Raw genomic sequence first — 22015 nt, forward strand, 5'->3', positions numbered from 1 at the left:
GCCTGTGGACAACTTCCGACGTCCGCCGCCCCGGCCGGGCATGCTGGCACTCGCCGGCGGGGCGAGGACGCCCCCACGCCCCCGCTCCGTCGGCTCACGGGGAGTTACCAGGGCCTGTTGCCAGGGGGACACACATGCATCCGACGGTGAAGCCCGCGCTGCGGCGCGGCTGGCGCGACCTCGACACCGTGCAGTTCGGGATGACTCCGGCGCACGCCATGACACTCGGTCCGATGGACAGAGCCACGGGCGACTTCCTCGACCTGCTCAACGGCACCCGCGGCATGGCGCTGCTGCGTGAGGAGGGTCGCCGCGTGGGCCTGCCGGACGGTCAGGTCGACACGCTGGTGGAACGGCTGTCGCGGGCTGGGCTGCTCGACGACGCGAAGGGAGGCGGGGCCGCCGCCGACGCCCTGCGCGACAGGAAGCAGGCCCTCGACCGGCTCCGCCCGGACCTCGCCTCCCTCTCCCTGATCACCCGGGAACCGGGCGACGCCGTCGTCCGGCTGGCCGCCCGCCGCTCCTTGCGGGTGCAGGTCAGGGGCGCGGGACGGGTGGGCGCGGTGCTGGCCTCGCTGCTGGCAGGAGCGGGCGTCGGCGAGGTCGATGTCCGTGACGGCGGCCGGGTCGAGCCGTGGGACGTGGCACCGGGCGGGCTGCCCGCCGAGGCCGTCGGCGAACGCCGGGACGAGGCCGCCTGCCGTGCGGCGCGCCGGGCCGCCCCCGACCGGCCCTCGCGCCACGGCACCCGCACGCGGCCCGAGGAGGCGGACCCCGGCTTCTCCCTTGTGGTCCTCGCCCCACGGGACGACGTCGCCGTGCACTCACCGTGCCCGTCCGACGCCGCTCCGCTCGTCTCCTCCGGCACACCACACCTCTATACGGGCGTCGTGGAAGGGACGGGGGTGGTCGGCCCCTTCGTCCTGCCAGGAGAGACGGGCTGCGCGGGCTGTCTTCAGGAGGGGCGCGCCGACCGGGATCCGACCTGGCCGCGGCTGGTCGCGCAGTGGCGCTCCGGGAAGCCGCGCCAGGTGCGCCCCTGCGATCTGACGCTGGCCACGACCGTCGCCGGACTGGCCGCCGCGCACGCGCTCGCTTTTCTGGACGGTCATGTGCCGTCGAGCGCGGGCGCCCGCTGGGAGGTGTCCTTGCCGGGCCTGCACTGGCACGCGCGGCCGGTCCGGGCGCACCCCGCATGCCCGTGCGGGGCCGCGCGGAAGGCAACGGAAGAGGTTGCGGAGAGCCACGGAGAGCCACGGACCGAACTGAGAAAGTAGCTGAGAAAGAAGCTGAGGGAGAACACACTTCGGAGACCGAGGGCCCGCACGCGACAATGGCGGGGCAACGGCCGTCAACGGAGTTATGCCGTAAGGCAGGCGCGGCGCGGCCGGCTGGGACTTGGAGGGCGCATGTCTGATCTTCCCCGGAAGGCGGTCACCCGGACCGCCAAGCTCGCCGCGCTTCCGCTCGGCTTCGCCGGGCGGGCCACCTGGGGGCTCGGCAAACGGATCGTGGGCGAGTCGGCGGAGCTCGTCGGCCGCGAGCTGCAGCAGCGCACCGCGGACCAGTTGTTCAAGGTGCTCGGTGAGCTGAAGGGCGGCGCGATGAAGTTCGGGCAGGCGCTGTCCGTCTTCGAGTCGGCGCTGCCCGAGGAAGTCGCGGGTCCCTACCGCGCGGCCCTGACCAAACTCCAGGACGCGGCGCCGCCCATGCCGACGCGCACGGTGCACGGCGTGCTCGAGGAGCGGCTCGGTGAGGACTGGCAGAGCCTGTTCCTGGAGTTCGAGGACAAGCCGGCCGCGGCGGCCTCGATCGGCCAGGTCCACCGGGGCGTGTGGCACGACGGCCGCGAGGTCGCGGTCAAGGTGCAGTACCCGGGCGCCGGTGACGCCCTGCTGTCCGATCTGAACCAACTGAGCCGCTTCGCCCGGCTGTTGGGCCCGCTCATCCCGGGCATGGACGTCAAGCCACTGATCTCCGAGCTCAGGGACCGTGTCTCCGAGGAACTCGACTACGAACTGGAGGCCCAGGCGCAGCAGGCCCATGCGGAGGAGTTCGCGGGCGACCCCGACGTCGTGGTGCCGGCGGTCGTCCACCAGTGCGACCAGGTCCTGGTCACCGAGTGGATCGACGGCATCCCCCTGTCGGAGATCATCTCCGACGGCACCCAGGAGCAGCGGGACCGCGCCGGGCAGCTCCTGGCCCGTTTCCTCTTCTCCGGCCCGGCCCGCACCGGCCTCCTGCACGCCGACCCGCACCCCGGCAACTTCCGTCTCCTGCCCGGCGGACCGGACGACGAGGAGTCCTGGCGTCTGGGCGTCCTGGACTTCGGCACGGTCGACCGCCTTCCCGGCGGCCTGCCGACGCCCATCGGCGACTCCCTGCGGATGACGCTCGACGGCGAGGCGGAAGCCGTCTACGAGCTCCTGTGCGCCGAGGGATTCGTCAAGGAGTCCATCGACCTGGACCCCGACGCGGTCCTCGACTACCTCCTGCCGATCATCGAGCCCGCCCAGGTCGACGAGTTCACCTTCACCCGCGGCTGGATGCGCAGCCAGGCGGCCCGCATAGCCGACCCCCGCTCCCCCGCCTACCAGCTGGGCAAGCGCCTGAACCTGCCTCCGGCCTATCTCCTCATCCACCGGGTGACGCTGAGCACCATCGGCGTGCTGTGCCAGCTCGGTGCGACGGTGCGGATGCGCGAGGAACTGCAGGAGTGGCTCCCCGGGTTCGTGCCGGAGGACGTAAACGAGGACGAGGACGCGGTCGAGGACCTGGGTGAGGAGGAGTCGGCGGCGGAAGCCTGAGGCCCGGAGGCCGCGGCTTTCCTCCGAGCTGCTCGGCTGATCGGGCGCACAACGCACCGCGGGGGCCGGTCCGTTCGTCGGACCGGCCCCCGCTCAGGTGGGTGAAGGCCTTGGGGGTCCTTGCACTATGAGCGCCCCGGGCGGGCATGGTGCAAGGGCTCCTTACTGCATGACCGCCATGGCGAGCGCGCGGCGGGCGCGCATCGAGGCGCGCTCGGCCCGGCGCTGCATCCGGCGGGCGGTCGCCAGGCGCACGGCCCGGCGTTCCTGCTCGGCCTCGTGCAGTCGCTCGTGCATATGCGCACGAGCCAGGGCTTCTGGGATGAGTTGCATCTCTCGGGTCCTGTTCTGGCGCGAGTCGTTCGCGCGGGTGGTGGTGACGTCTTCGGTCGCGGAGCCGGCGGGCTCGCTGGTGGACGGCTTCATCGGGGCCTGCTTCTTGGGGTCGTGCGTGAGAGGGCGGTCGATCGTTCCTGCGGTGTTCATGCCGTGACCGGGTTCTTGCGCGGGCGGCCACGCGGCCGCTTCCGGGCGACGACAACACCCTGGACGAACAGCTCGCCACCCCAGACGCCCCACGGCTCACGCCGTTCCTTGGCGCCGGCGAGGCAGGCCTCCATCAGCGGGCAGGTGCGGCACAGGGACTTGGCGTACTCGACGTCGGCCGGGGACTCGGCGAAGAAGACCTCGGGGTCGTAGGAGCGGCAGGGGACGGGTACGCCGAGGTTCTCGATGGCGTCGTCGAGCGCGGTGAGCGCGGTGAGCGGGGTCAAGGTGGAGTCCTCCGTGAGGCCGGGCGGGGGGATCGTTTCGGAAGGCGGTACGGACGGGGCGTGCGCTTCGAGTTGCACGGTTCGTCTTCCTCGTCTGGTCGTTTCCGGTCCTGTTGGACCGGGTGGCGGCTGGTACCGGGTTCTTTTCTTGCCCCGAGGCCCCTTCGCTCCGTCGTCCCCGTTCGGGGAAAACAAAAGGGCCGCGGATCCCGGGTGGGGTTCCGCGGCCCTGAAGGCGCCGGCCTGATCGACTGTCAGGCTGGATCACTCCAGGGTTCTGGCCCACGGAAGGCCCACATCAGGTGGTGCTGCGTCGTCTGCTTCCGGAATCCGGCACCGGTCACCGCAAAGGCATAGGCCTGCGCCTGCGCCTTTACTGCTGCTTCCAGTGCCTTGGTCGGTCGCTCATTGCGCTCGCGGACGGGAAGGCCCGAGAGAGACAGGGCGGACGCCGGACGCACGGCACGAGTGCCGGACAGACCGGTGCCCAGAGGGGAGTCGCCGAGCAGGCACATGGAGACGACCGAGCGATCGGTCATTTTGGCGGTGCTGATGGAGCTGGTCTCGATGCTGATCACTGGAATCGCCTCCTCTCGGCGTCTCAGGGACTGGGGTGAACCAGTCCGCGCGGGTATGCAAGTACAACACGAAAGCGGGGCCTCCGAGAAGGCCTCCGTCCCCGTGGCTAAGAACCTATGGGGATTGCTGGGGCATGCGCAAACTATTTTTTCGACGAGTTCGCGTCAGTTCCGGCGATCGTCCTCCCCGGGGCCTCTGCCTGCGCAGATGGCCAGGACATCGGCCCCGTAGCGGTTGAGCTTGCGCGCGCCGACCCCCGGGATCCGCGCCAGCTCGCCCGGGTCGTCGGGAGCTGCCTCGGCGATCGCCATAAGGGTCTTGTCGGTGAAAACGCAGAATCCGGGCTGCCCGCTGAGCTCCGCCTGCTCGGCGCGCCATTCGCGCAGCCGCTCGTACAGACCCTCGTCCATGTCGGACGGACAGTCCTCGCAGCGCATCAGCTTCATCTCACCGGCGTCTGTCAGCGTGCGCCCGCAGACCCGGCACCGGGCGGGGGCCCGCTGCGTCCGCCGTGGCACGGCGGTCGGTCCCCGGCCCGCGAAGCCGCGCTCGACGCCTCCGGAGGCGGCCGTGCCGCCACGACCGGCGGCACCGGCCGAGCCCGGGCGCAGCCCGTCCAGGAAGCGGCTGGGGCGGCGGTTCGGCCGGCCGCCGGGCGAGCGGGACAGCGCCCAGGAGAGGTGCAGCCGCTCGCGGGCGCGGGTGACGCCCACGTAGAGCAGGCGGCGCTCCTCCTCGATCTGTTCCTCGGTCTTGGCGTAGGTGATCGGCATCATCCCCTCGGCGACCCCGACCAGGAACACGACGTCCCACTCCAGCCCCTTGGCGGAGTGCAGCGAGGCCAGGGTGACGCCCTGCACGGTGGGCGCGTGCTGGGCGTTCGCCCGCTCGTCGAGTTCGGCGACCAGGTCGGCCAGGGTGGCGCCGGGCTTGGCGGCGGCGAAGTCCTGCGCCAGGTTGACCAGCGCGGCCAGCGACTCCCAGCGCTCCCTGACGGCTCCCGAGCCGGCCGGGGGCTGCGTGGTCCAGCCCTCACCGGAGAGCACGGCCCGCACCTGGGAGGGCAGGTCGACGGCGTCGGCGAGGAGGGAGTCGTTGCCGCCGAAGCGGGCCGAGGCGCGCAGGGCGATGCCCGCCTTACGCACCTCGGGCCGGTCGAAGAACCGCTCGGCGCCACGCAGCTGGTAGGGCACCCCGGCATCCGCGAGGGCCTGTTCGTGGGTCTCCGACTGGGCGTTCGTGCGGAACAGGACGGCGATCTCGCCGGCCGGGACGCCCGCGTCGATGAGGTCACGGATGCGGTGGGCGGCACCCTCCGCCTCGGCGGGCTCGTCGGTGTACTCGGTGTAGGCGGGCTCGGGGCCCGGGGCGCGCTGGGAGACCAGCTCGAGCCGGTGGTCGGCGGCGCGGCCGCGGGCCTGGGCGAGCAGGCCGTTGGCGAGGTGGACGACCTGCGGGGTGGAGCGGTAGTCGCGGACCAGCTTGACGACGGTGGCGCCGGGGTGGCGGGTGCGGAAGTCGAGGAGGTGGTCCGGCGTCGCCCCGGTGAACGAGTAGATGGTCTGGCTCGCGTCGCCGACCACGCACAGGTTGTCCCGGTCGCCGAGCCACAGTTCCAGCAGACGTTGCTGGAGGGGGCTGACGTCCTGGTACTCGTCGACGACGAAGTGCTGGTACTGGGCGCGCACCTGTTCGGCGATGTCGTGCCGGTCCTGCAGGACGGCGACGGTCAGCAGCAGGACGTCCTCGAAGTCGATGACGCCCCGGTCGCGCTTGAGGTCCTCGTAGACGGAGTACAGCTGGGCGATCTCGGCGGGGTCGCGGGGCGTGTCCCGACCGGCCTTGGCGGCGGCCGCCGCGTAGTCGGCGGGGACGGTCTGGGTGACCTTCGACCACTCGATCTCGGCGGTGACGTCCCGCAGTTCGCCCCGGTCGAGCCGGATGCGGCAGGCGGCGGCCGCGTCGGCCACGAGCTGGATCTTGCGGTCGACGAGCCGGGGCAGGGAGCCACCGATGGCTTTCGGCCAGAAGTACTGCAGTTGCCGGAGCGCGGCGGAGTGGAAGGTGCGGGCCTGGACCCCCTGCGCGCCGAGGAGGCGCAGCCGCCCGCGCATCTCTCCCGCGGCACGGTTGGTGAAGGTGACGGCGAGCACACTGGACGGCTGGAGGATCCCCGCGCGTACGCCGTAGGCGATGCGGTGGGTGATCGCTCTGGTCTTTCCGGTGCCGGCACCCGCCAGTACGCACACCGGCCCGTGCAGGGAGGTGGCCACCTCGCGCTGCTCGGGGTCGAGCCCTTCGAGCACCGCGTCGGCAGTGTCCGGTGCCTGCGGGAAGAGGGTGGAGTGCGTTGCTGCTGTCACACAGCCATGCTGCCAGGTCGCCCGGGGCGGGTGAGTCGGTTGTCCACAGGGAGCCGCTCGCAGTCGTACTAATGCGGCAGGCGTCACGCGGGCGGGCATACCCCCGGCGGGAATGGCGGCCCGCTCGCGTACGTTTCCGCACCGGACGACCTCTTTCCCCGAGCCATCAGAGGAGCGCGCGAGACATGCAGGGCACTGTGACGATGTACAGCACGACGTGGTGCGGCTACTGCCAGCGGCTGAAGAAGCAGCTGGAGCGCGAAGGCATCACGTACAACGAGATCAACATCGAGCAGGACCCGGCGTCCGCCGCTTTCGTGGAGAAGGCGAATGGCGGAAACCAGACGGTCCCGACCGTCCTCTTCCCGGACGGCTCGACGCTGACGAACCCTTCGCTGGCTCAGGTGAAGCAGAAGATCGGCGCGTGACCGCACCGCTGTGAGACACAGAAGGGGTGGCTGTTCCCGAGCGGGAACAGCCACCCCTTCTGCATTTCGCGTCACACCACGTCAGATGCTGCGCGTCGGCAGCGGCTTGCCGTACCAGATCTCGATCAGGCGGGCCGCGATGGAGATCCCGTACGGCGGCAGGACCTCGCCGGACTCGAACGCGGCGCGCAGTTCGTCGCGGGAGAACCAGCGGGCCTCGTGCAGTTCGTCGCCGTCGACGGTGATGTCGGTGGAGGTGGCCCGCGCCATGAAACCCAGCATGAGGCTGGACGGGAAGGGCCAGGGCTGACTGGCGACGTACTCGACCGGACCGACCGCGATGCCGGCCTCCTCGCAGACCTCGCGGCGCACCGACTGCTCTATGGACTCCCCGGGCTCGACGAAGCCGGCCAGCGTGGAGAAGCGGCCCTCGGGCCAGTGGACCTGGCGGCCGAGCAGGATGCGGTCGTCCTCGTCGGTGACCGCCATGATCACGGCGGGGTCGGTGCGCGGGTAGTGCTCGGCGCCACAGGCCTGGCAGCGGCGGATGTGCCCGGCCGCGGCGATGACCGTGCGCTCGCCGCAGCGGGAGCAGAAGCGGTGCGTGCGCTGCCAGTTCTCCAGTCCGACCGCGTGCACCATCAGACCGGCGTCGCGCGCCGACAGCAGCAGGCCCGCCTCGCGCAGACCGGCCGGGCGCGCAGACTGGTCGATACGGCCGGGCAGCCCGTCCTTCTGGAGGGCGAAGTAGCTGACGCCGTCCTCGTCGATGCCCAGGAAGTAGCGGTGGGCCTCGGTGAGAGGGGCCTCGAAGGACGGGGTCATGACGAGTTCGGTCCGGCCGTCGGGCGTCTCGTCGATGAGGGCCTGGCCGCCTGAGACCACGAAGCAGCGCGTCGAGGGGTGGCTCCACGCCGCCGCGAGCCAGGCCTCGTCGAGCCGGTGGTGGGCGGCCCGGTCGATGCCGCTGGGCGCGGTGAGCGAGATGGGTCGGTCGGCGGTGTGGTCGGTCCAGGCGGTCACGGGTGTATGCATCTCCCCCGGTGGCAAGGATGGTTTCGGCGGTCGGTTCAGCGGGACGTACGGCAGCAGGCGGCCGGGTCCGGCGGGTCCTGGGTGGGCGGGGCGGCCCTCTCAGTGTGCCCCGCGCGCGGCGCCGCCAAGGGCGGCTCGGAGCGGTCAAGGTGCACGACGCCAGTTCTCCGCGAGGTCGCTCCACAGGTACGCGCTGGTCTCGACGCCCTTGAGGAGCAGGTCCAGCTCGACCTTCTCGTTCGGGGCGTGCCAGCCGTCGGACGGGACGGAGATGCCCAGGAAGAGGACGGGGGCACCGAGGACGTCCTGGAGGTCGGCGGCGGGTCCCGAGCCGCCCTCACGGGTGAAGCGGACCGGCGTCTCGAAAGCGCGGCCCATGGCGCGGGCCACGGACTGGAGCGCCGGGTGGTCCAGAGGAGTCAGGCACGGGCGGGTGGCGGGGCTGAAGGTGATCTCGGGGCGGATCCCCGCGGGCACCTGGTCGGCGGCCCACGCGCGGACGGCCTTCTCGACGCGGTCGGGATCCTGGCCCGCGACCAGTCGGAAGGACAGCTTCACCATCGCCGAGGACGGGATGATCGTCTTGCTCCCGGCGCCCTGGTAACCGCCGCCGATGCCGTTGACCTCGGCGGTGGGACGGGCCCAGACGCGCTCCAGGGTGGTGTACCCGGCCTCGCCGTGGGCGGCGCGGGACTTGGCGGTGCGCAGCCACCGCTCCTCGTCGAAGGGCAGCTCGGCGAAGAGTTCCCGCTCGCGGTCGGTGAGCTCGACGACGCCGTCGTAGAACCCGGGGATCGCCACGCGCGCGTGCTCGTCGTGCAGGGCGGCGACCAGTCGGGCCACGGCGGTCGCCGGGTTGGGGACGGCTCCGCCGAAGGAGCCGGAGTGGATGTCCTGGTCGGGGCCGTGGAGCCGGATCTCGCACTCGGCGAGGCCCCGCATGCCCGTGCACACCGTGGGGGTGTCCTCGGACCACATGCCGGTGTCGGAGACGACCACGGCGTCGGCGGCCAGCCGCTCGGCGTTCTCCTCGACGAGGGTGCGGAAGTGTGGCGAGCCGGACTCCTCCTCGCCCTCGATCAGGAGCTTCAGGTTCACGGCAGGGGCGGTGCGGCCCGTGGCGGCGAGATGGGCGCGGACGCCGAGCGTGTGGAAGAAGACCTGGCCCTTGTCGTCGGCCGCCCCGCGTGCGTGGAGGCGGTTCTCCCGGACGACGGGTTCGAAGGGCTCGCCGTCCCAGCCGTCCTCGCGGGCGGCGGGCTGCACGTCGTGGTGGCCGTAGACGAGGACCGTGGGCGCCTCGGGATCGCCGGAGGGCCACTCCGCGTAGACGGCGGGGGCGCCCGGGGTCTCCCAGACCGCGGTGGTCGGGAACCCGGTCTCCTTGAGGCGGGTGGCGAGCCAGTCGGCGCTGCGTCGTACGTCGGGAGCGTGGTCGGGCTGGGCCGACACGGACGGGATGCGCAGCCACTCGACGAGGTCGTCGAGGAAGGCGGCACGGTGCTGCTCGATGTACGTACGGACGGCGCTGACGGCACTGTCAACGGGCTGGCTCATGGCCACGACCCTATCGGCCCGCACCGGCATCCTCGCTGGGCGGTTCGTCACACGACGGCTCGTCCAGGAGCAGCCGCTCCAGCGCGGCCCGGCCCGGCAGGTCGTCCGGCCGTACGACCTCGCCGTCGCGGACGTACAGGAACGCGGCCGTGACCGACTCCAGGGGCACGCCCCGCTGCTCGGCCCAGGCCAGGCGGTACAGGGCGAGCTGGAGCGGGTCGGCGGTGCGGGCGCGGTTGGTCTTCCAGTCGACGATCTCGTACGTCGCCGTCCTGCCGTCGCCTTCCTTGTACACGGCGTCGATACGGCCCCGTACGACGCGGCCGGCGATCTCGATCTGGAAGGGGGCCTCGACTCGGTGGGGCGTGCGGTGGGCGTACTCGGTGCGCTCGAAGGCGTCCTTGAGCGCCTCCAGGTCCCGCTCGTCGGCGATCTCGGCCTCGCTGCCGGGCAGGTCCTCCGGCTCCAGCATGGGCAGTGTCAGCGCTTCGAAGCGGGCCTCGACCCAGGCGTGGAACCGGGTGCCCCGGCGGGCGGCGGGTTGGGGAGGGCGCGGCATGGGGCGTGCGAGTTCCTGCGCGAAGCCGTCCGGGTCGGCGGCCAGCCGCAGCAGCTGGGAGGCGGTCAGCGTGGTCGGCAGGGGGACGTCGGTGACGCTCTGGCGGGCGCGCTGGAGCTCGCCTGCGAGGGCGTCGAGGTCACGGTCCCAGGAGGCGATGGCACGGGCTTCCTCGGGCGTGAGGCGCGCCGGGCCGGTGTGGGTGGTGTGGCGTGTGGGGGGTGGGCCGAGGGACGGTTCGGGGGCCGTCGCCTGGTGCGGGACCGTAGGGCGGTCCGTGGGCATGGCGTCCCAGTCGGAGAGGTCACCGTCGAAGGCGGCGTCCCCGTCATGGGAAGACTCGTCGTAGGAGCGCTCGTCGAAGGGAGCCTCCTCCTCGAAGGGGTCGGTCTCGTCGACGAGGTCCTCCTCGTCGTACGGCGGCTCCTCGTGCTCCGGGGGCGGCGGCCAGTCCGGGTCGTCGTAGGGGTGCGTGGCGTGGGCGGCGGGGTGGCCGTCCTCGGGGGAGGTGAGGTGCTCGAGGTGGGCGAGGACGGTCTCGGCGGCGGCGCGGCGGCGGGCGAGGGCGGTGTCGTCCAGGGGCAGGGGCCACACCTGGTCGGCGCCCGCGCGGTGCAGGGCCGGATTCTCCTCGCCCTCCTCCGGCTCGTCCGCCCACGCCTCGATCTCCCCGTGGCCGGCCGCGCAGTGCTCGTGGAGGGCCAGCAGGAAGGCGGACGGCCCGCGGGGCTTCTTCTGGGTGGGGCCCCACCAGTGGCCGGAGCCCAGCAGGAGGGAGCGGGGGCGGGTGAAGGTGACGTAGCCGAGGCGGAGTTCCTCGGTGTGCTGGTGTTCCTTCATCTCCTCGTGGAAGGCCTTCAGGCCCCGCGAGTCCCATGCCGCCACCTCGGGCAGCGTGTCGGCGTCACCGCGCAGTTCGTGCGGCAGCACCTTGGCCTGGGCGGTCCACTTCTCGCGGCCCTGGCTGCTGGGGAACGTGCCGGTGACCAGGCCGGGGACGGCGACGACGTCCCACTCCAGGCCCTTGGACTTGTGCGCGGTGAGCACCTTGACGGTGTTCTCGCCGCCGGGCAGCGCGTTGTCGAGGCCCTTCTCGTACTGGGCGGCGGTGCGCAGGAAGCCGAGGAAGGCGAGCAGGCTCGCCGCGTTCTCGTTGGAGGCGAAGGAGGCGGCGATGTCGAGGAAGTTCGACAGGGTCTCGCGGCGACGGGCGGCCAGGGCGTGCGGTGACGCCGACAGTTCCACCTCCAGGCCGGTGACGGCGAGGACGCGGTGCAGGACGTCCATCAGCGGGTCGGAGAGGGAGCGGCGCAGGTCGCGCAGTTCGGCGGCGAGGCGGGCGAACCGCACGCGCGCGTCCGGCGAGAAGGGCAGTCCGTCGTCGTCCCTGGTGCCGGCGTCGCCGTACAGGGGTGTCTCCAGGAACGTGTCGAGGGCGTCCGCGAGCGAGATCACCTCGGCCGGGTCGACGCCCTCGACGGCTTCGGCGAGCCGGCGGTCGGGGTCGTCGGCGTCGTCCCCGCGCGCGTGGGCGACGAGGAGCCGGGCGCGTCGCCCGAGGAGAGCGAGGTCGCGCGGGCCGATGCGCCAGCGCGGGCCGGTCAGCAGACGGACCAGGGAGGCGTTGGCGCCGGGGTCCTGGAGGACCTCGCAGACGGCGACGAGGTCGGCGACCTCGGGCAGGTGCAGCAACCCGGACAGGCCCACCACCTCGACGGGGACGTCCCGGGCGACCAACGCGCCCTGGATCTCCGCGAAGTCGGTCGCCGTGCGGCACAACACGGCGATCTCGCCGGGGGCCTTGCCGGTGTTCACCAGGTGGGCGATGGAGTCGGCGATCCAGTCGATCTCCTCGGCGTGGGTACGCAGGAGCGCGCAGCGCACCACGCCGTCGCGTTCGGCGCCGGGGGCCGGGCGCAGGGCCTCCACGCCCGCGTGCATCGCGCGGAGGGGTTCGGCCAGGCCGTTGGCGAGGTCGAGGAGGCGGCCGCCGCTGCGGCGGTTCTCGCTGAGGGCCTGCCGGGACGCGGGGCGGCCGTCGGCGTGCGCGAAGTGCTCGGGGAAGTCGTCGAGGTTGGCCACGGAGGCGCCGCGCCAGCCGTAGATCGCCTGGCACGGGTCTCCGACGGCGGTCACAGGGTGCCCGGTGCCGTCCCCGAACAGGCCCGCGAGCAGGACGCGCTGGGCCACAGACGTGTCCTGGTACTCGTCGAGGAGCACCACGCGGAACTCCTCGCGCAGGGCACGGCCCACCTCCGGCAGACTCGCGAGCCGCGCGGAGAGGGCGATCTGGTCGCCGAAGTCGAGCAGGTCGCGCTCGCGCTTCGCGGCCCGGTAGCGCAGCACCAGTTCGGCGAGTTCCCGGCGGGCGGCGGCCGCCTCGGGAACCCTGCGCAGGTCGGCGTTGGTGAGCTTGGCGTTCTGGAGGGCGCCCAGCAGTTCGGCGTCGTAGGCGCGCAGGTCCTCGGGCCGTACGAGGTGTTCGGCGAGCTCGGCGTCGAGGGCGAGGAGGTCGCTGACCAGGTCGGCGAAGGACCGTGTGAGGGACGGATAGGGGCCGGGGGCCTCGCGCAGGACCCGCGCGGCGAGTTGGTAGCGGGTGGCGTCGGCGAGCAGGCGTGAGGTCGGTTCGAGGCCGATGCGCAGACCGTGGTCGGTCAGCAGGCGGCCTGCGAAGGCGTGGTACGTGGAGATCACCGGCTCGCCCGGGGGGTTGTCCGGGTCGATGACGTCGGGGTCGGTGACGCCCGCCTTGATCAGCGCCTTGCGGACGCGCTCGGCGAGTTCACCGGCGGCCTTGTTGGTGAAGGTCAGGCCGAGGACCTGTTCGGGGGCGACCTGGCCGGTGCCGACCAGCCACACCACGCGGGCCGCCATCACCGTCGTCTTGCCCGACCCGGCTCCGGCCACGATCACCTGGGGAGCGGGAGGCGCGACGACGCACGCCATCTGCTCGGGGGTGAACGGGATCCCGAGGAGCTCCTTGAGCTGCTCGGGATCGGAGATACGGGCGGGCATGTCGGAGAGGCTAACCGCGGGCACTGACACTCGTGTCACTCGACCACGTGCCGCCCCTCGGGCCGTGCGCTGCACGAAGCCCGGAACGCGCAGTGCGCGCACTGCTGGCCGGTGGTGGGCGCGAACCGCTCGTCGAGCACCTTTCCGGCGGCGGTGGCCAGCAGTTCGCCGATCCACTCCCCCTCCAGTGGCTCCTGGGCCTGCACCTTGGGCAGGGTCTCGCCGCCGTCGCGCTTGGCGGCCCCCTGCCGCAGCTGGACGAGTTCGGCGCCGCCCGGTTCGGGCCGTACGCCGTCGAAGGCGTCGTCAACGGCTCCCTCGCGCACGGCGAGCTGGTAGACGGCCAGCTGGGGATGGCGTTCCACCTCGGCGGAACTGACGGGCTGTTTGCCGGTCTTGAAGTCGACGACATACGCACGGCCCTCGCCGTCCGCCTCCACGCGGTCCATCTGGCCGCGGATGCGTACCTCGTAGTCACCGGCTCCGAGGGTGACGTCGAAGTCGTGCTCGCTCGCCACGGGGGCGCGTCCCGCGCGGTCCATGACGTGCCACTGGAGGAAGCGTTCGAGGGCCACGCGCGCGTGTTCCTTCTCCTGGTGCGACTTCCACGGCGCGTCGAAGGCGAGCGCGTTCCACACGGAGTCGAGGCGTTCCATGAGGACGGCGAGGTCGGCGGGGGTGTGCCCGGAGGCGACCTCGTCGGCGAGGACGTGGACCACGTTGCCGAAGCCCTGGGCGGCGGTCGCGGGGGCGTCGGCCTTCACCTCACGGCCCAGGAACCACTGGAGGGCACAGGTGTTGGCGAGTTGGTCGAGGGCGCTGCCGGACAGGACGACGGGCTGGTCGCGGTTGCGCAGCGGCACCTTGCTCTCGGTCGGCTCGAACATGCCCCACCAGCGGTAGGGGTGCGCGGACGGCACCAGCGGGCGCCCGTCCTCGTCGGCGAGCGCGGCGAGCCGGGCCAGCCGCCGTGCCGCCGCCTCCCTGAGGGCGTCGGACGCCTGCGGGTCGACCGTCGTGGCGCGCAGCTCGGCGACGAGCGCGGCGACCGACAGGGGGCGGCGGGGGCGGCCGGTGACGTCCTTGGGTTCGACGCCGAGTTCCGTCAGGAAGCGGGAGGGCTGGTCGCCGTCGTCGGCGGGGGTCTTCACCGCGGTGACGACGAGGCGTTCACGCGCACGCGTGGCGGCCACGTAGAACAGGCGGCGCTCCTCGGCGAGCAGTGCGCCGGGGGTGAGCGGTTCGGCGAGTCCGTCGCGGCCGATGCGGTCGGCCTCCAGGAGGGAACCGCGGCGGCGCAGGTCCGGCCACAGGCCCTCCTGGACGCCGGCCACGACGACCAGTCGCCACTGGAGGCCCTTGGAGCGATGCGCCGTCATCAGGCGTACCGCGTCGGGGCGTACCGCACGCCGGGTGAGGGTATCGGCGGCGATGTCCTGGGAGTCGATCTCCTCCAGGAAGTTCAGGGCGCCCCGGCCACCGACGCGCTCCTCCGCGCGGGCCGCGGTGGCGAAGAGCGCGCACACGGCGTCGAGGTCACGGTCGGCGTTGCGACCGGCCGCGCCGCCCCGCCGGGCAGCCCGCTCCAGGCGGGTGGGCCACGGAGTGCCCTCCCACAGGTCCCACAGCGCCTCCTCGGCCGTACCGCCTCCGGCGAGGCGCGCGCGGGCCTTCCCGAGCAGCGCGCCGAGGCGCTGGGCACCGCGCGCGTACGTCGGGTCGTGCGCGACCAGGCACTCCGGCTCGGCGAGGGCCCGAGCGAGCAGGTCGTCCGAGGGCGGCGGCAGCGGGTTGCCCGCGGCGCGCTCCTCCTCGCGCAGGGCACGCCCGAGGCGACGCAGATCGGCGGCGTCCATGCCGGCGAGGGGCGAGGCGAGGAGCGCGAGGGCGGTCTCGGTGTCGAGCCAGCAGGGCTCGGGCGTCGGCCCTTCGGCGCGGGCCCCCGACTCGGACGGCGGCACCTCGGCAGCGGCTCCCGCCTCGGTCAGCGGCACCTCGGCAGCGGCCCCCGCCTCGGACAGCGGCACCTCGGCAGCGCCCCCGGGCTCCGGCGTCGGCCTTTCGGCAGCGGCCCCCGACCCGGACGGCCGCACTTCGGCAGCGGCCCCCCGCTCGGACGGCGGCACGTCGGCAGCGGCCCCCGCCTCGGTCAGCGGCACCTCGGCAGCGGCCCCCGCCTCGGACAGCGGCACCTCGGAATGGGTGACCGCCGCCGTCGCCACCGCTCGCAGGGCCGTCAGCAGGGGTGCCACCGCCGGTTCGTGGCGCAGGGGGAGGTCGTCGCCGTCGATGTCGAGGGGCACGCCCGCCGCGGTGAGCGCGCGGCGGACCGTCGGTATCGAGCGGGATCCGGCGCGCACCAGGACGGCCATCTCGCCCCAGGGGACGCCGTCCTCCAGGTGCGCGCGGCGGAGGATGTCGGCGACGTTGTCCAGCTCCATGCCCGGCGTCGGGTAGGTGAAGACCTCCACGCGGCCGCCGTCCCGGGTGGGCGCGAGCTCGCGGTGGGCGCGCACCTTGTCGGCCGGCAGGCGGGTCAGCGGCATGCGTTGGGTGAGCAGCCGGGTCGCGGCCAGCAGCCCTGCGCCGGAGCGGCGGGACGTGCGCAGCACCTCGACGGGGGCGGGGCGCCCGTCCGCGCGCGGGAAGGCGTCGGGGAAGTCCAGGATGCCGTTCACGTCGGCGCCCCGGAACGCGTAGATCGACTGGTCGGGGTCACCGAAGGCGACCAGGGTGCGGCCGCCGCCTGCGAGGGCGTGCAGCAGTCGTACCTGAGCCGCGTCGGTGTCCTGGTACTCGTCGACGAACACGGCGTCGTACCGGGCGGCGAGCTGCTCGGCGACCTCGGGGCGGTGGGCGAGGAGGACCGCGCGGTGGACCAGTTCCGCGTAGTCGAGCACGCCCTGCAGGTCGAGCACGTCGAGGTACTCGGCGAGGAAGGCGGCCGCGGCGCGCCAGTCGGGACGGCCCGTGCGGCGGGCGAAGGCGTCCAGGGCGTCGGGCCCCAGGCCCAGTTCACGGCTGCGGGCGAGGACCGCGCGGACCTCGTCGGCGAAGCCGCGGGTGGTCAGGCAGGCGCGCAACTCGTCCGGCCAGCGCACGTGAGCGAGGCCGAGCCGTTCCAGGTCGGGCTGTCCCGCGAGCAGCTCGCGGACGGTCACGTCCTGCTCGGGGCCGGACAGCAGCCGCAGCGGCTCGGCGAACAGCTCGCTGTCCTGGTGGGCGCGGACCAGGGCGTAGCAGAACGAGTGGAAGGTGGTCGCCTGTGGCGCGCGGGCGGCTCCGGTGCGCAGGGCCATGCGGTCGCGCAGTTCGACGGCCGCCTTGCGGCTGAACGTCAGCACGAGGATCCGCGCGGGATCACCGCCTCGGGCGACGCGGGCCGCCACGGACTCCACGAGCGTGGTGGTCTTGCCGGTGCCCGGACCCGCGAGGACGAGCAGCGGCCCGGACGTGTGGTCAACCACGGCACGCTGTGCGGCGTCCAAACGAGGGGGGTCGACGCGGGTCGGCGGGGTACGTACCAGTCGGTAAGCGCCACGGCTCCCCTGCCGCACCTGGGGGTGCGGCAGGCGCCTGGTGGAGGAAGAGGAGCTCACGTGGTTCGCCGGTCCTGGTGGGAGTGCATGGGCTTGTCGCTGCCGGCGCGAGCGCCGGGGGCGGGCCGCCGTGCGGTGCGGGCGGTGACCGCGGGGTGAGAGGGACACGTGCAGCCGACGCTACGCCGACGGGCGGACCGGAAAGAGGGCTTCCCCTTCTTCCCGGCAGCCCCACAGGGCGCGTACGCCACGCGAGTCCCTCGCCTCACGAACGTACGTCATCCCACGGACGTGCCCCGTCTCCCCCGTACGGACCACGGACTCCCCTCGACCCGGTCCGATGGCGGAAGCTGTCAGGTGTGACCCGTCGCGCGTTCGCCGCCGTCCCATCGCGCCCGCCGCATGTCGAGGCGGGGCAGATGGCCCTCGGCGGCCCTGCTCGCCACCCTCAGGGGCGTGCTCTCCGCGCGGTAGTGGTCGAGTGCCCGCAGTTCGTGGCCCGGGAGGAGCACTCCGTCGGAACGCACCACGCGCCACCACGGCACAGCTCCGCCGTAGAGGGCCATCACGCGGCCGACCTGGCGCGGACCGCCCTCCTCCAGCCACTCGGCGACGTCGCCGTACGTCATGACACGCCCCGGCGGGATCAGTTCGGCGACTTCGAGGACACGCTCGGCGTACTCGGGAAGCGCGTCCGCGTGCTCCGCGCCGGTGTCGTCCGGATGGCTCTGCTCGCTCATCCGTCCCATCCTGCCCCACGCCACCGACAGTGTGACGCCCTGGCGACGGTGCGTGACCCTCGCCCGGGAGTGGTGCTTCAGGCAGACTGTGCGCCCCCGCATTTGCACCCTGATGCCCCCGTGTGTCGGTGGGGCATGCCACCATCGTGCGGGCGGTGATCGGTGATACGAGATCAAGAAGAGACGATGAAGCAGCAGGGTGCGCATTCCGGGGACACGGAGGGCACCTCTGCGGCTGCGTCGCGCCCGGACACCCCCAAGGCAGGCGAAAAGGGCGTCACTGACGCGAACACCGACGAGAAGCAGACGGACGCCAACGTGGTGGACGAGGTGTACGCCGACGAGGTCGAGGGCGACGAACCACTGCTCCCCGCGCGCGTGCACCGCCCCTCCGACCTGATGCGACTCCTGGTCGGTGTCCTCGCGATCGTCGTCCTGCTCGGGATCGCCGCGTTCGCGCACGGCACCACCTCGGGCCTGGAACAGGACATCAACAAGGGCACCGGGCAGGCGCCCGACCTGCTGATCAAGATCGCGGGACTGGCCTCCAGCATCGCCATCCTGCTGGTCCCGGTGGCGTTCGCCATCGAGCGCCTGATCAAACGCGACGGGCTGCGCATCGCCGACGGCGTCCTCGCGGCCGTCCTCGCACACGGAGTGACCCTGGCCACCGACCTGTGGGTCGCCAAGGCCGCTCCCGACTCGATCCAGGAGGCGCTCACCCAGCCCTCCCCCGGCGACATCCACGCCCTCACCGACCCGGTGCACGGCTACCTCGCGCCGGTCATCGCCTACATGACGGCCGTCGGCATGTCGCGCAGGCCGCGCTGGCGCGCGGTGCTGTGGATCGTGCTGCTCCTCGACGCCTTCTCCATGCTGGTCACCGGCTACACGACACCGTTCTCGATCATCCTGACGGTGCTGATCGGCTGGACCATCGCCTACGGCACGCTGTACGCGGTCGGCTCCCCCAACGTCCGTCCCACCGGACGGAACCTGATGGCGGGCCTGCGGCACGTCGGCTTCCACCCGGTGAGCGCGGCGCGCGAGGAGCTCGCGGACACCCCGGAGACCGGCGACCGGGGCCGGCGGTACTTCGTCACCCTCGAGGACGGGCCGCCGCTGGACGTGACGGTGGTCGACCGTGAGCAGCAGGCCCAGGGCTTCTTCTACCGCGCGTGGCGCAATCTCACCCTGCGCGGCTTCGCCACGCGCAGCAGTCTGCAGTCGCTGCGCCAGGCCCTGGAGCAGGAGGCACTGCTCGCCTACGCGGCCATCGCGGCCGGCGCCAACGCCCCCAAGCTGATCGCGACCAGCGAACTCGGTCCCGACGCCGTGATGCTCGTGTACGAGCACACCGGGGGCCGCACCCTCGACTCGCTGGCCGACGAGGAGATCACCGACGAACTGCTGCGGGACACCTGGCACCAGGTGCGGGCCCTGCAGTCCCGGCGCATCGCGCACCGCAGGCTCGTGGGTGACGCGGTCCTGGTGGATCGTTCCGGCACGGTGATCCTCACCGACCTGCGCGTCGGCGAGATCGCGGCCGGTGACCTGCTGCTGCGCATGGACATCTCCCAGTTGCTGGTGACGCTGGGCCTGCGCGTGGGGGCCGAGCGCGCGGTGGACACGGCGGTGGCCGTGCTCGGCCCCGACAGCGTGGCGGGCTGTCTGCCGATGCTGCAGCCCATCGCCCTCAGCCGCTCCACGCGCGCGACGCTGCGGAAACTGGCCCGGGAGCGGGCCCAGCGCGAACGCGAGGCGGTCCTGGAGGCGTCCCAGCAGGCCAAGCAGGCCCGGCTGGAGACGGGCGGGGACGACAAGGCCGCGTCCGTACCCGACAAGGCCGACAAGAAGGCCGTACGCGCGGAGGCACGGGCCGAGAAGCGAGCCATCGACGAGGCACTGGAGGAGGCGCGCGAGGACGATCTGCTCACGCAGATCCGACACCAGGTGCTGCGGATCAGGCCGCAGGCCCCGGTCGAGCCGGCCCGCCTGGAGCGGGTGCGGCCGCGCACGCTGATCAGCTTCATCGCGGGCGCCATCGGCGCGTACTTCCTGCTGACGCAGCTCACCCACATCGAGTTCGGCCCGCTCGTCGCCAACGCGCAGTGGGGCTGGGTGGCCGCGGCCGTACTGTTCTCGGCGCTGAGCTACGTCGCCGCGGCCATGAGTCTGCTGGGGTTCGTGCCGGAGCGGGTGCCGTTCCCGCGGACGGTGGCGGCGCAGGTCGCCGGGTCGTTCGTCAAGATCGTCGCCCCGGCCGCGGTCGGCGGAGTCGCCCTCAACACACGCTTCCTCCAGCGCGCGGGTGTGCGGCCGGGTCTCGCGGTGGCGAGCGTGGGCGCCTCCCAGTTGTTCGGGCTCGGCTGTCACATCCTGATGCTGCTGTCCTTCGGCTATCTGACCGGCACTGAGAAGACGCCGTCGTTGTCGCCGTCCCGGACGGTCATCGCAGGTCTGCTCACCGTGGCGGTCCTGGTGCTCGTGGTGACCTCGGTGCCGTTCCTGCGGAAATTCGTCGTCACGCGCGTGAGGTCGCTGTTCGCGGGTGTCGTGCCGCGCATGCTGGACGTGCTGCAGCGGCCGCAGAAGCTGATCACCGGCATCGGCGGCATGCTGCTGCTCACCGCCTGCTTCGTGATGTGCCTGGACGCCTCGATCCGCGCGTTCGGCGACGAGTCGACCAACCTCAGCATCGCCAGCGTCGCCGTCGTCTTCCTCGCCGGCAACGCGCTCGGGTCCGCCGCGCCGACGCCGGGCGGTGTGGGCGCGGTCGAGGCGACCCTGACGGTCGGTCTGATCGCCGTCGGGCTGCCCAAGGAGGTCGCGGCACCCGCGGTCCTGCTGTTCCGGCTGCTGACGCTGTGGATCCCGGTGCTGCCGGGCTGGCTGGCCTTCAACCAATTGACCCGAAAGGGCGCGCTGTAGGACGCCGACGGCCCGGCCAAGGTGCTCCAGGGCCGCGGCGGCCGTACCTCGGACGGCCCGTGCCCCGCGCGCCCTGCCGGGCCGAACCGCAGGATGGGTTCATGCCGACCCCTTCCCGTCCGCGGGCCGCCGTCCTGGTCGCCGTCGCCGTCCTGCTGTCCTTGCCGGCGGCGGCCTGCGGCGACGGCGCGGGGGACACGGACCTGTCGGCACAGCAGCTGAGCTGGAAGGACTGCCCGGCGCCGTCCCCGGCGCAGGGCGGCGGCAACGCTCCGTCCCCCCTGCCGGACGGCGACCCGTGGCAGTGCGCCACCCTCAAGGCGCCCCTCGACTGGGACAAGCCCAAGGGCGACACCATCGGGATCGCCCTGATCCGGGCGAAGGCGAGCGGCGACAAGAGCAGACGGATCGGCTCCCTCGTGTTCAACTTCGGCGGCCCCGGCGGCTCCGGCGTCAAGACACTGCCCGCCTTCGGCGACGACTACGCGGCCCTGCGCACCCGCTACGACCTGGTGAGCTTCGACCCGCGCGGGGTCGGCCGCAGCGACCCGGTCCTCTGTGAGGACGACCAACAGCTCGACGCCTACTTCCAGCAGGACATGACGCCCGACGACGCCACCGAGCGCGCCGAGTTCGTCGACCACACCAAGAACTTCAACGAGGCCTGCGAGAAGAACTCCGAGAAGGTGCTGCCGCATGTGCGCACCACCGACGCGGCCCGCGACATGGACCTGATGCGCCAGGTCCTCGGCGACGACAAGCTGCACTACTTCGGTATCTCCTACGGGACCGAACTCGGCGGCGTCTACGCCCACCTGTTCCCCCGGAACGTGGGCCGTGCCGTCTTCGACGCGGTCGTCGACCCGACGCAGACGCCGGAACAGGGCTCGCTGGGACAGGCCAAGGGCTTCCAGCGCGCGCTCGACAACTACGCCGAGGACTGCACCTCGAAGACCGAGGACTGCCCGGTCGGCGACACCCCGCAGGACGTGAAGGACCGTATCGCCCGGCTGCTCGAGGACCTCGACAGCAAGCCCCTCCCGGGCGTCTTCCCCCGTGAGCTGACCCAGAGCGCCGCGACCGGCGGCATCGCCCAGGCACTCTATTCCAAGGACTTCTGGCAGTACCTCACCGAGGGCCTTGAACAGGCGTACGACGGGGACGGCAGGATCCTGCTGCTGCTGTCCGACTCGTTGAACGGGCGCAGCGAGAACGGTGAGTACAGCAACATCGCCTCCGCCGGCGTCTCCATCAGCTGCGCCGACTACAAGCCCCGCTACGACACCGGCTACGTGCAGGAGAAGATGCCGGAGTTCCAGGCCACGTCGGCGCTGTTCGGCGACTACCTCGCCTGGGGGCTCATCAGCTGCACCGACTGGCCGGTGCCGGGCGCCGCCGACCACCCGGACGTCAGCGCGCCCGGATCGGCGCCGATCCTGGTCGTGGGCAACACCGGCGACCCGGCCACACCGTACGAGGGCGCGAGGAAGATGGTCGGCGCCCTGGGCCCGGGTGTCGGGGTCGAGCTGACGTACCAGGGGCAGGGGCACGGCGCGTACGAGAGCAGGAACAAGTGCGTGCAGGGCGCCGTGAACGGCTATCTGCTGGACGGGAAGGTGCCGGCCACCGGGACCGTCTGCTCCTAGCGAGACGTATGTTGCCGGGCAAGAGTGCAGGTCAAAGGGT

At 72.5% G+C, this 22015-nt stretch carries 13 protein-coding genes and 1 pseudogene; 5 read left to right on the forward strand and 9 right to left on the reverse strand.

The features are described 5' to 3' along the window. Window positions 1-134 precede the first annotated feature (134 nt). Both ACGFNV_RS08105 and ACGFNV_RS08110 read left to right on the forward strand, forming a co-directional pair. A pseudogene (locus tag ACGFNV_RS08105) lies at window positions 135-1417 on the forward strand (TOMM precursor leader peptide-binding protein). Beyond that, window positions 1410-2807, forward strand: coding sequence for an ABC1 kinase family protein (locus tag ACGFNV_RS08110; RefSeq protein WP_393620406.1), 1398 nt, complete (start codon window positions 1410-1412; stop codon window positions 2805-2807). Before ACGFNV_RS08105 ends, ACGFNV_RS08110 begins: the two are co-directional and overlap by 8 nt. Before the next feature lie 162 nt (window positions 2808-2969). Here ACGFNV_RS08110 and ACGFNV_RS08115 read toward each other — a convergent pair whose 3' ends face one another. The 4 genes from ACGFNV_RS08115 to ACGFNV_RS08130 form a co-directional block, all read right to left on the reverse strand. Beyond that, the gene (locus ACGFNV_RS08115; protein ID WP_393620408.1) at window positions 2970-3293 is read right to left on the reverse strand and encodes a hypothetical protein; all 324 of its coding nucleotides are present in this window, start codon (window positions 3291-3293) and stop codon (window positions 2970-2972) included. Next, window positions 3290-3658, reverse strand: a complete 369-nt coding sequence (locus ACGFNV_RS08120) for a WhiB family transcriptional regulator (protein ID WP_005480495.1) — start codon at window positions 3656-3658, stop codon at window positions 3290-3292. The genes ACGFNV_RS08115 and ACGFNV_RS08120 overlap by 4 nt, the downstream gene beginning before the upstream one ends. 176 nt (window positions 3659-3834) lie before the next feature. Then, window positions 3835-4158 (reverse strand): hypothetical protein, encoded by a 324-nt coding sequence (locus ACGFNV_RS08125; RefSeq protein ID WP_393620409.1) that lies wholly within the window; start codon window positions 4156-4158, stop codon window positions 3835-3837. A 165-nt stretch (window positions 4159-4323) separates the two neighbouring features. Further along, window positions 4324-6522, reverse strand: a complete 2199-nt coding sequence (locus tag ACGFNV_RS08130; RefSeq protein WP_393620410.1) for an ATP-dependent DNA helicase UvrD2 — start codon at window positions 6520-6522, stop codon at window positions 4324-4326. A gap of 185 nt (window positions 6523-6707) precedes the next feature. Here ACGFNV_RS08130 and ACGFNV_RS08135 point away from each other — a divergent pair, with 185 nt between their 5' ends. Continuing rightward, entirely contained in the window at window positions 6708-6950 is a 243-nt protein-coding gene (locus ACGFNV_RS08135; protein WP_133927214.1) for a mycoredoxin, read from the forward strand. 81 nt (window positions 6951-7031) lie between these two features. On the opposite strand, the gene nudC is transcribed toward ACGFNV_RS08135, so the two are convergent. The 5 genes from nudC to ACGFNV_RS08160 form a co-directional block, all read right to left on the reverse strand. Beyond that, the gene (nudC, locus tag ACGFNV_RS08140) at window positions 7032-7973 is read right to left on the reverse strand and encodes an NAD(+) diphosphatase (protein WP_393620412.1); all 942 of its coding nucleotides are present in this window, start codon (window positions 7971-7973) and stop codon (window positions 7032-7034) included. A 156-nt stretch (window positions 7974-8129) separates the two neighbouring features. Further along, window positions 8130-9542 (reverse strand): dipeptidase, encoded by a 1413-nt coding sequence (locus ACGFNV_RS08145; RefSeq protein WP_393620413.1) that lies wholly within the window; start codon window positions 9540-9542, stop codon window positions 8130-8132. A 10-nt stretch (window positions 9543-9552) separates the two neighbouring features. Next, on the reverse strand, window positions 9553-13119 hold the full coding sequence (locus tag ACGFNV_RS08150) for an ATP-dependent helicase (protein ID WP_393620415.1): 3567 nt from the start codon (window positions 13117-13119) through the stop codon (window positions 9553-9555). 35 nt (window positions 13120-13154) lie between these two features. Next, the gene (locus ACGFNV_RS08155; protein WP_393620416.1) at window positions 13155-16718 is read right to left on the reverse strand and encodes an ATP-dependent helicase; all 3564 of its coding nucleotides are present in this window, start codon (window positions 16716-16718) and stop codon (window positions 13155-13157) included. A 293-nt stretch (window positions 16719-17011) separates the two neighbouring features. Continuing rightward, window positions 17012-17398, reverse strand: a complete 387-nt coding sequence (locus ACGFNV_RS08160) for an MGMT family protein (RefSeq protein WP_393620418.1) — start codon at window positions 17396-17398, stop codon at window positions 17012-17014. 186 nt (window positions 17399-17584) lie between these two features. On the opposite strand from ACGFNV_RS08160, the gene ACGFNV_RS08165 reads away from it, so the two are divergent. After that, window positions 17585-20329 carry a lysylphosphatidylglycerol synthase domain-containing protein gene (locus ACGFNV_RS08165; RefSeq protein ID WP_393620420.1) on the forward strand — a complete coding sequence of 915 codons (2745 nt, stop codon included), beginning with the start codon at window positions 17585-17587 and terminating at the stop codon, window positions 20327-20329. A 101-nt stretch (window positions 20330-20430) separates the two neighbouring features. Next, window positions 20431-21975 carry an alpha/beta hydrolase gene (locus ACGFNV_RS08170; RefSeq protein WP_393620421.1) on the forward strand — a complete coding sequence of 515 codons (1545 nt, stop codon included), beginning with the start codon at window positions 20431-20433 and terminating at the stop codon, window positions 21973-21975. The last annotated feature ends 40 nt before the right edge of the window (window positions 21976-22015 follow it).

It is taken from the genome of Streptomyces sp. NPDC048751 (assembly GCF_043198595.1).
GTDB lineage: Bacteria > Actinomycetota > Actinomycetes > Streptomycetales > Streptomycetaceae > Streptomyces.

Bases quoted from the DNA above. Each gene is read 5' to 3' on its own strand.
- ACGFNV_RS08110 (WP_393620406.1), top strand. From the start codon at position 1,410: ATGTCTGATCTTCCCCGGAAGGCGGTCACCCGGACCGCCAAGCTCGCC.
- ACGFNV_RS08115 (WP_393620408.1), bottom strand. From the start codon at position 3,293: ATGAACACCGCAGGAACGATCGACCGCCCTCTCACGCACGACCCCAAG.
- ACGFNV_RS08135 (WP_133927214.1), top strand. From the start codon at position 6,708: ATGCAGGGCACTGTGACGATGTACAGCACGACGTGGTGCGGCTACTGC.
- ACGFNV_RS08145 (WP_393620413.1), bottom strand. From the start codon at position 9,542: ATGAGCCAGCCCGTTGACAGTGCCGTCAGCGCCGTCCGTACGTACATC.
- ACGFNV_RS08150 (WP_393620415.1), bottom strand. From the start codon at position 13,119: ATGCCCGCCCGTATCTCCGATCCCGAGCAGCTCAAGGAGCTCCTCGGG.
- ACGFNV_RS08160 (WP_393620418.1), bottom strand. From the start codon at position 17,398: ATGAGCGAGCAGAGCCATCCGGACGACACCGGCGCGGAGCACGCGGAC.
- ACGFNV_RS08165 (WP_393620420.1), top strand. From the start codon at position 17,585: ATGAAGCAGCAGGGTGCGCATTCCGGGGACACGGAGGGCACCTCTGCG.
- ACGFNV_RS08170 (WP_393620421.1), top strand. From the start codon at position 20,431: ATGCCGACCCCTTCCCGTCCGCGGGCCGCCGTCCTGGTCGCCGTCGCC.